Here is an 8306-nt window from a genome sequence, read left to right as displayed (position 1 = left end):
CCCGCGCCTCGTGCAGCACCGCCTGCGCCGGGTCGAAGAGACCGAGGTGGGCCAGGGCGTTGCCCTGGTTCGCCCGAGCCCGGGCGTAGCCGAGGGGGTCGGCGTCGCGGTCGCGGGCGGCGATGACATCCTGGTAGCGCGCGACCGCCTCCCGCAGGTTGTCCTCCCGATGCGCGGACGGCGCGTAGACCAAGGCGTTGGCCAGGTTGAGCTGGGTGCTGGCCCACCGCTCGGGATGGGTCTCGCGGGTGTAGACGGACAGGGCGGTCCGCAGGCCCTGCACAGCCACGCCGACCCGTAGTTGGTCGGACGCCTGCGCCATCGGCATGGCCAGATATGCCGTGGCGAGGTTGACCTGTGCCGCCGCGAACAGCTCCGGGGCGGTATCGATGCGGACCAGGCGCAGCGCCGAGAGGTAGTGCTCCACCGCGGCCTTCAGGCTCGCCGGATCGTTCCCGGCCAGCTCCTGGTAGGCCGAACCGAGGCTCAGGTGCAGCTCGGCCCGGCCGACCGTGAGGTCGGTGGCGGCCAGCGCGGCGAGCGCCGCCGTCAGCTCTGCGATGACGGCCGGGCTCGGCCCCTCGACTCCGCGACGCAGGTCCGCCGCGGTGGACCTGAGCTGGGTGGCGAGACCGGGGGAGGGCTCCCGCGCTGCGGCGATGGCCCGCTCCAGCAGCCCCGCAGCCTCGCCCGGCCGGCCGGCGGCCATGGCCTGGGCGGCGTGTGCGGACCACACCATTGCCGCGATCTCGCCGGTCTCCCCGCCGGGCGGCGGAGGTTCGTCCAGCTCGCCCAGGGCGAACCGGACCACGTCCACCAGAATCCCCAGCTCGTCGCCGAGCGCCCGGCGCAGTGCCACCGGGTCTTCGGGGTCAGCGCCCGCCGGTCGCAGCACGAAGCGGTTGTAGCGGTCGACCGGGTCATCGCCGCGCAGCTGCCCGACGGCCGCGACGACCTCCCCGCGGTAGGCGAGCTCCAGCGCGGCCAGCTCCGCCGGCCAGGCCGCCGGCACCTTCCCGGCCGCCAGCGTCCGGCGCAGGTCGGCCGTGGCCTCGCCGCCCGGCACGAGCAGGAAACCGGCCGGCAGCGGGAAGACCCCGACGGGCTGCGGGCGCGCGCAGGTCACACCCGTGCCGATGACGTCGTCCTCACCCATGCGCGTCCTCACCCATGCGTCTGGTCATCCATGCGTCTGGTCATCCGTCCGTTCCGCCGGTCCCGGGGGTGAGACCGGCGATGATCATCTCCCGGACCTGTTCCATCGCCCGGCGCACCGCGGGACTGAGATCGGCGCCGGGCTCCACGCCGCCCGCCTCGATGAGGTAGACGACGACGTCGCCCGGATAGCCGTCGCCGAGCAGCCAGCGCCCGAACGCCAGCGCCTGGTCCCAGCGGAAGGCGTGCGGGTGCAGCGCGTCCAGGGGCAGGTTCTCCAGTTGTGCGCCCGGGACCTCGAACACGCTCCCGGGCTTGGCCCCGGTGCGGCTGGCGTCGACGACCACGACCCGGCGCGCGCCGCGCATCGCGAACGCCGTGTCCATCCCGGCGGTCCCCCCGTCGACCAGGCGCACCCCGGCCGGGACGCCCGTCTCAGCGAGCCGGCGGACCAGGATCGGCCCGACCCCGTCGTCACCGCGCAGCAGGTTGCCGCAGCCGATCACGGCCACCTCGCACCCTGGTGGTTCGAAACCGGGCGGATCGACCTGCACCCGCGGCCCGGGCGGGGGTCGCGAGGCGGCACCCGCCTCCCGGTCCCCGGTCATAGGTCACTCCCGGTCATAGGTTGTCGTTGATGACGAACCTGCTGAGCTCCCGGCCGGTCCTGCCGTCGTAGGCGTGGACCGTGCAGACCAGGCACGAGTCGAAGCTGCGGGCCACGTGGCCGAGCTCGATCGGGTTCTCCGGATCCACGATGGGCGTGCCGACGAGGGCCTGCTCGATGGGACCGGGCGCCTCGGAGCCGTCGCGGGGGCCGATGTTCCAGGCGGTCGGGGTGACCACCTGGTAGTTCGCGATCTTGCCGTCCTCGATGACGATCCAGTCCGAGAGCGAGCCGCGGGCCGCCTCCGTGGAACCGAAGCCGCGCCCTTCGGCGTACTCCACCGGCTTGAGGTGGAACGGCTCGTGCAGGTCCAGCTGGTCGAGCCAGGCCCGCGTCCACTGGTAGTACCTGGCGGCCTCGTGCATCCGGGCCAGCAGGCGGACCATCACCGACGGGCCGATGGCCGCCAGGATGTCCCCGAACAACGGGTCGTCGTCCTGGTGGGCACCCGCGCCGGGAGCCGCGGCGGCGACGCGGCGGGCGAGCGGCCCGGCCTCCAACGGCAGGTACCCGTGGTTCGGCACCTCGTACCGGGGTGACTTCGCCCAGCTGTACTTGCCCTGCTCCCGGCCGCGCGCCGGATCGATGGGCCGGGTCTCGCCGTCGAACGGGTGGCGCGCCTCGGTCCCCTCGTAGAACGAGTGGGTGACGTCCTCCCGCACCCGGGCCTGGTCGAACTCGGAGTACTCGCCGCCCGCGTACACCCCGGACCGGCCGATGAGTGCCGCGTTGCGGCCGGAGATGGTCGGCCGGGTGTAGAGGTCGGGGGCGAAGTATGTCCCGGTCGCCAGGTAGTTGCCGACTCCCTGGCCATAGCGGTCCAGGCCGATGCCGAGGCAGTACCGGAGGAAGAAGCCGCAGTCGCTGTCGCGCTGGGCGGGGTTCTCGTCCACCCAGGCGAGCACGTCCTGCCAGGTACGGTTGGCCAGCCATCGCTCCACCGAGCAGCCGAGCCACTGCTTCTCCAGCCAGTTGACCTTCCAGTGTTCCAGGATGGCGATGGAGCGGGTCACGTCCGGCAGCGTCGGCGCGCACATCACCCCGCCGGGCACCATGAAGCTGGAGTGCGGCCACTGCCCGCCGAAGATGGAGTAGACCTCCACCGGCTTGGCCGACAGCACCACCGCCGGGCCGTAGCTGCTGCCGGTGTAGGGCGCGAACCGCCGCACCGCCTCCTCATACAGCGGCGAGGAGGCGTATTTCCGGTTTGTGAGGTCGATGGCGAACAGCGCGTAGAAGCAGCGCGGGATGCTCTGCAACGTCTCGCACGCCTGCGCGATGTTGCGGACCAGCGTCGCGTTGGGCGGCATCTCGGTGCGCCACGCGACGTCCAGCGCGTACGCCGACTTGTACAGGTGGCTGCCCCCGCAGATCCCGCAGATCCGCGGGGTCACGATCAGGCCCGCCTGCGGGTCCTTGCCGCGCAGGATGATCTCAAAGCCCCGGAACATCGCCGCCTCGGTCCACGCCGAGGTGACCACCCCGTCGTCGATCGTGACCCGGACGTCGAGGTCGCCCTCGACGCGCCCCAACGGGCTGACGTTGAGATCGACGGTGGCCATTGGAATCCTCTCTCCTCCCCGTCCGTTCCTCGCGGTCTCCGGTCGGAGCACGCGCGGTCATCGGTCATCGGCTGCCGGGCGGCTAGACGACGAACATGTCCTCCTTCGACCACTGCGGGGCGACTATCCGGGCGGCTGCCGCGTGTGCCAGGTAGCCGAGGTGGCCACTGCCCGCCGGCACCTCCCGTGGAATGAGCCCGCCGACCTTCCGGGTCCTGAAGACCGTGCCGGGGGCGAGGTCGAAGAATGGGAACTCCGGCTCCGTGCACCCGATGCACGGCATGCCGGCGCGGGTCTTCGACGACTGGCGGTTCCACAGGATCCGGTTGCACGGGGAGTGGGTCATCGGGCCGCGGCAGCCGAACTCATAGAACAGGCAGCCCTTGCGGGTCCCGTCCCCGAAAGCCAGGGTCGACTGCTTGTATTCGAAGTACTCTGCCCTGGTGCAGCCGGTCTGGGTGAATGTCGTGAAGAACGTCCGTGGCCGGTGCAGCTCGTCGAGCGCGATGTCGGCGGCCCGGCCAGTGGCCAGCGCCACGATGATCTGCGTGATCCAGTCCGGGTGGGCCGGGCAGCCCGGAATGTTGACGACGGGCAGCCCGGAGCGCGACCGGAAGCCCGGGCCGAGGAAACCGCCGCGTTCACGCTTGTGGAACTGCAGCCCGGTGGAGTCCGTCGGGTTCGGCGCCGTCGCGGGGATCCCGCCCCAGCAGGCGCAGTCCCCGATCGCCACCACCACCTGAGCCTGGGCGGCCAGCTCGCGCACCCAGTCCTGCATGGGCCGCTCGGCGAAGACGTCGAAGCCGCCGCTTCCGTCCGGGCCGCGGATCACCGAACCCTCGAAGACGAAGATGTCGACCGGCCGCTCACCCCGCGCGCAGTCGGTGAACAGCTCCCGGGCCTGGGCGCCGTTCTCCAGCCCCAACGATGGGTGCCAGAGCAGTTCCAGCCCGAAGTCGGTGATCAGGTCGACGACGTTGGGCTCGTCGGCGTTCAGGAAGGACATCGTGTTGCCGCTGCACGCCCCGCCTTGGAACCACAGCACGGATGACATCAGCACTCCCTTCGTCGGACGGGCCGTGGTCGGCACCGCGGTCCGCCGCACCGCCCACCTCCACGAGCGGACCGAGCCCTCCGGCGAGGTGATCAGAAGCCGCTGGGCCGGGTGATCGTCGGGTGGCCCGTCGCCTCACGGAGACGTCCGGCAGAGCAGACGCTATGTCCCCCAACGCCGGACGCCTATCGACAGTGCGCGGAGGCTGCCACCAACGCGCAGTCACCAACGCGCAGTGCGGTTTGGTGAAGCGCACACGACCGGGTGAGAGTGGGGTATGCACCGGCCATCCCAGCCTGCCCTCATCGACGCCCGTGGGGCGAGCGCCGAGGCGCGGCCCGGCGAAGTGGTGAGCCGGTGCGATGCCGGCTCGGGCGGGTCACCGGATCAGGCGGGTCGCCGGAGGGTGCCGGGGGAGGACCGGGCGATGCACGAGCTGTCCGTCTGCCGATCGATCGCGGACGTCGTCACCCGGCACGCGGCCGGTCGGCCGGTCACCCGGGTGCACGTCCGGGTGGGCCAGCTGCGCCAGATCGTGCCGGAAACCCTCGCCTACTGCTGGAAGCTGATGAACGCTGGGCCCCCGGAGAGCGATGGGCCGCCGGGGAACGGCGCCGATCCCCCCGGCGGGCAGGTGCTGGCCGGGTCCGTGCTGGCCGGGTCTGTGCTGGCCGGGTCTGTGCTGGCCGGGTCTGTGCTGGCCGGGTCTGTGCTGGAGGTCGAGAGCGTGCCGGTCAGTGTGTGCTGCCGGGTGTGCGGGACCCGCGGCGAGCTGGCGGACCGGGTGCTGCGCTGCGGCACCTGCGGCGCGGCCGGCGTCACCATCGTCACCGGCGAGGAGTTCCTCGTCACCTCGTTCGAGGTGGCTTCCGACCCGGCGGCTCCCGACCCGGTAGTTCCCGGCACCGTGGAGGCGTGACGCGCGGTGGGTCGCTTCCATCCCCACCCGGAAGGGGCGCATCCCCACCCGGAAGGGGCGCCGCACGAGCACTCGGGTCCGCACTCACCGGCCGGGGTGTCCGTCGGGGACCATTCCGGCTATGGCACCGGGCCCGAACGGGTCGAGGTCCTCGAGCGGATCCTCGGGGAGAACGAGCGGGTCGCGCTGGCGAACCGGGCCGCCTTCGACGCCGCCGGCGTCACGGTGGTGAACCTGATGTCCGCTCCCGGCGCCGGTAAGACCACCCTGCTGGTCGAGACGCTGCGCCGTCTCGGCCCGCATCTGCGGGTCGGGATCATCGAGGGCGACATCGAGACCAGCATCGACGCCGACCGCCTCGACGGGCTCGGCGCGGCGATCGCCCTGATCAACACCGGTAACGGGTTCGGCGGGGAGTGCCACCTGGACGCGCCCATGGTCGCCTCGGCGCTGGGCCGGCTGCCCCTGCGCGACCTCGATCTCGTCGTTATCGAGAACGTCGGCAACCTGGTGTGCCCCGCCGAGTTCGAGGTCGGGGAGGACCTGCGCGCGATGGTGTTCGCCGTCACCGAGGGCGAGGAGAAGCCCCTCAAGTACCCGGTCATGTTCCGCTCGGCCGACCTGGTGCTCGTCAACAAGACGGACCTGCTTCCCCACCTCGACTTCGACCTCGAGGCGTTCCGGAAGAACCTCGCCGACGTCAACCCGGGCGTGGCCGTGCTGGAGGTCAGCGCCCGTACCGGCCAGGGGGTCGACGCCTGGTGCGCGTGGCTGCGCGCCCTACCCGGACAGCGCCCGGAGCCTACGATCGGCGGGGCCGTGCTCGATGACGACGGGGATCCAGCGCGGGTGGGCGCTCGACGACGGGCGCCTGGAAGGCGACGGTCTCGACGTCCGTGACCGCGAAATCGATGATCTCGACATCAGACGGCCCGAAGTCGGGTGCCTGGAAGAGGCGGATCGTCAGAGGCGGGGGCTCCTGCCGCGGCAGAGACCGCGGCGGCTCCGACGCGGAGAAGAGGGGGATCGAGGTGGTGGCGATGAGATGTCTCGCTTTCGGGGTGGGCTGCCGGAGTGGAACGAGGGGTAGGATGTCAGGGCGGTGACAGGCTTGCCCGCGGGACCTTCCGCCGCCTACGTGCCGTCTTCGGGTTCCGCGAATCGAAGCCTCACGGCGTCAGAGACGGGACATCTTGCTGAACGGGCTCAGAATGCGTTCCTGCTGGGAACCGAAATCGACGAGGACGGCGATTTCTTCTTCGACCCCGGTCACCTGGCCGAGGCCGTACCTGTCGTGGGTGACCCGGTCTCCTACGGCGAACCGCTTGCACGGCGGGGTGACCGGGGCCTTGAAGGGGCTGGTGGACAGACGGGGCCTGGGTACCGCTGACTTGGTCATCGCCTCCAGTATGCGCCTGCCGCACCGGGCGCCGCTGCTCGTCGTCGACGAAGACCAGACGATCATCGCTGCTCTCGCCGGCCAGGGCGCCCGGACGAGCGAGGTTGCCGACCTGCTGCCCGCGCGTGTCGCCGGGACTCTACCGGCCGCACCCTTGAGCGCCTGGCCTCCATCTACCGAGTGCTACCGAATGTTACCGAGGGTTATCGGTCGTGTGGGGCGCTGAGGTCGTCGATCAGCTCGGCGAGGACGAGTTCCTCGTCCACTCTGATCGCATGGTGCTCCAGCGCGGGGCGCAGGTCGGGGTCCCAGGCCGCGTCGACCGGCCGGCCAGCCAGCTCGCCGCCGGTCACCGTGGCCAGCGCCGCCTGATAGGACCGGGCGTCGAAACGCCATGGCCGCCAGCCGATCCGTTCCCGCAGCCCGTTGGCGATGCGGAGGCCGCCCCAGTCGAAGTCGCCGTGGTAGGCGAACCGCGCGCCCTGGCCGGCGAGCGCCGAGAGCAGGCCGATGACGGCGGCCGACGGCTGGCCGTTCACGCACACCAGCGGCGGGGTGCGGCCCGCCAGTTCGTCGGCGGCGCTGGCCAGCACGATCGGATTCTCACACAGGTACACCACTCCGAGGCCCACCCCGAGGTCGCCGCAGTCCTGGCCCGGGCCGACCTGGCGCAGAGTGAGCACGCAGGGCTCCCCCGCCTCACGACAGATGGCCAGGATCCGGCCGGCCGGGCTGTCCGCCCCGCCCGGCAGGCCCAGGCAGAGCACCGTGGACGACAGTTCGTCACGGTGCACCCCGGGCAGCGGCCCACGCGGCGCGGCGGCCCGCGGCCGAGCCGTCACCCGCCGGGTGGGATCCGCCCAGTACCCGGGCCGCCGCCAAGGCCAGCGTCGCCAGCGGCCGGCCGTCGTCGAGCGCGTGCGCGTCGCCGGTGCTGGTGGCGGCCAGCCGGCCCAGCGCCACGCCGGGTGAGGGCAACGCGTCGAGCACCCGGACCAGGTCGGCGACCAGCGGCACGCCGCGTCCGGGGTGCCAGCCAGCCGGCGCAGCAGGCCGGTGCTGTCCAGCCAGGACCGCCAGGGGGTGAGTTCGGGGCGCCGGGCGAGGAGGTCGTCCAGGGGCTGGTGCGCCTGCGCCCAGGCCCGTGACTGCGCCGCGGCCAGCTCCGCCCGCTCCGTGACATCCCCGGTGAGCTGGCGGACGGCGGCGGCGAGTCCGCCCGGCGCGGCGCCGCTGGACCGCAGCACCGCGTCGACCTCGTCCAACGACACGGACAGCGAGGCGCCGGCGCCGGCCCGGCGGCCCAGCAGCCGCTCGACCCCCCGCCGCTGGTCCGCGCTGGCCCGGCCGAGGGTGACTGTCCCGGTGAGCGGCCGGCCCAGCTCGATCCTGCGCCGCACCCGGTCGAGCAGCCACGCCGTGTGCTCACCGCCCAGCAGACGGCGCAGCCGTTCCACATCGCGGGCGGCTCCCGTATCGCGGGCGGCCCCGGTCGACGACGCGCTCACTCGAACGGCAGGGGCTCGGTGTCGCCGCCCTGCGCCGGATGG

General features: G+C 72.4%; 8 protein-coding genes and 1 pseudogene. 2 read left to right on the top strand and 7 right to left on the bottom strand.

Translation table 11 applies throughout. From position 1 onward, the window contains the following. From ACY45C_RS01110 to ACY45C_RS01095, 4 genes are all read right to left on the bottom strand, one after another. Positions 1–1156: hypothetical protein (locus ACY45C_RS01110; RefSeq protein ID WP_462185809.1), on the bottom strand; the 1156-nt coding region annotated here is incomplete at its 3' end. A 40-nt stretch (positions 1157–1196) separates the two neighbouring features. Continuing rightward, entirely contained in the window at positions 1197–1763 is a 567-nt protein-coding gene (locus ACY45C_RS01105) for a hydrogenase maturation protease (RefSeq protein ID WP_462185808.1), read from the bottom strand. Positions 1764–1776: 13 nt separating this feature from the next. Beyond that, on the bottom strand, positions 1777–3384 hold the full coding sequence (locus tag ACY45C_RS01100) for a nickel-dependent hydrogenase large subunit (RefSeq protein WP_462185807.1): 1608 nt from the start codon (positions 3382–3384) through the stop codon (positions 1777–1779). Between the two features lie 82 nt (positions 3385–3466). Further along, positions 3467–4438: an NADH-quinone oxidoreductase subunit B family protein gene (locus ACY45C_RS01095; RefSeq protein ID WP_462185836.1), complete on the bottom strand. Its 972-nt coding sequence runs from the start codon at positions 4436–4438 to the stop codon at positions 3467–3469. Between the two features lie 427 nt (positions 4439–4865). On the opposite strand from ACY45C_RS01095, the gene ACY45C_RS01090 reads away from it, so the two are divergent. Beyond that, a complete protein-coding gene (locus ACY45C_RS01090; protein WP_462185806.1) occupies positions 4866–5357 on the top strand; it encodes a hydrogenase maturation nickel metallochaperone HypA in 492 nt (163 codons plus the stop codon). Positions 5358–5363: 6 nt separating this feature from the next. Beyond that, positions 5364–6257, top strand: coding sequence for a hydrogenase nickel incorporation protein HypB (hypB, locus tag ACY45C_RS01085; RefSeq protein ID WP_462185805.1), 894 nt, complete (start codon positions 5364–5366; stop codon positions 6255–6257). A gap of 277 nt (positions 6258–6534) precedes the next feature. On the opposite strand, the gene ACY45C_RS01080 is transcribed toward hypB, so the two are convergent. The 3 genes and pseudogenes from ACY45C_RS01080 to ACY45C_RS01070 all read right to left on the bottom strand — a co-directional run bounded on the left by ACY45C_RS01080 (position 6535) and on the right by ACY45C_RS01070 (position 8156). Continuing rightward, complete coding sequence (locus tag ACY45C_RS01080) at positions 6535–6756, bottom strand: hypothetical protein (RefSeq protein ID WP_462185804.1); 222 nt, start codon at positions 6754–6756, stop codon at positions 6535–6537. Positions 6757–6959: 203 nt separating this feature from the next. Further along, a complete protein-coding gene (locus ACY45C_RS01075; RefSeq protein ID WP_462185835.1) occupies positions 6960–7550 on the bottom strand; it encodes a TIGR02679 family protein in 591 nt (196 codons plus the stop codon). After that, positions 7540–8156, bottom strand: a pseudogene (locus tag ACY45C_RS01070) (TIGR02679 domain-containing protein). The gene ACY45C_RS01075 and the pseudogene ACY45C_RS01070 overlap by 11 nt, the downstream one beginning before the upstream one ends. Positions 8157–8306 lie beyond the last annotated feature (150 nt).

It is taken from the genome of Frankia sp. CcWB2 (assembly GCF_977927585.1).
The sequence above is the reverse complement of the archived record's forward strand: the minus strand, read 5'-3'. Positions and strand labels throughout refer to the sequence as shown.

Coding starts and splice junctions, on each gene's coding strand:
- ACY45C_RS01090 (WP_462185806.1), top strand. CDS start 4,866: ATGCACGAGCTGTCCGTCTGCCGATCGATCGCGGACGTCGTCACCCGG.
- ACY45C_RS01080 (WP_462185804.1), bottom strand. CDS start 6,756: ATGACCAAGTCAGCGGTACCCAGGCCCCGTCTGTCCACCAGCCCCTTC.
- ACY45C_RS01105 (WP_462185808.1), bottom strand. CDS start 1,763: ATGACCGGGGACCGGGAGGCGGGTGCCGCCTCGCGACCCCCGCCCGGG.
- ACY45C_RS01100 (WP_462185807.1), bottom strand. CDS start 3,384: ATGGCCACCGTCGATCTCAACGTCAGCCCGTTGGGGCGCGTCGAGGGC.
- ACY45C_RS01095 (WP_462185836.1), bottom strand. CDS start 4,438: ATGTCATCCGTGCTGTGGTTCCAAGGCGGGGCGTGCAGCGGCAACACG.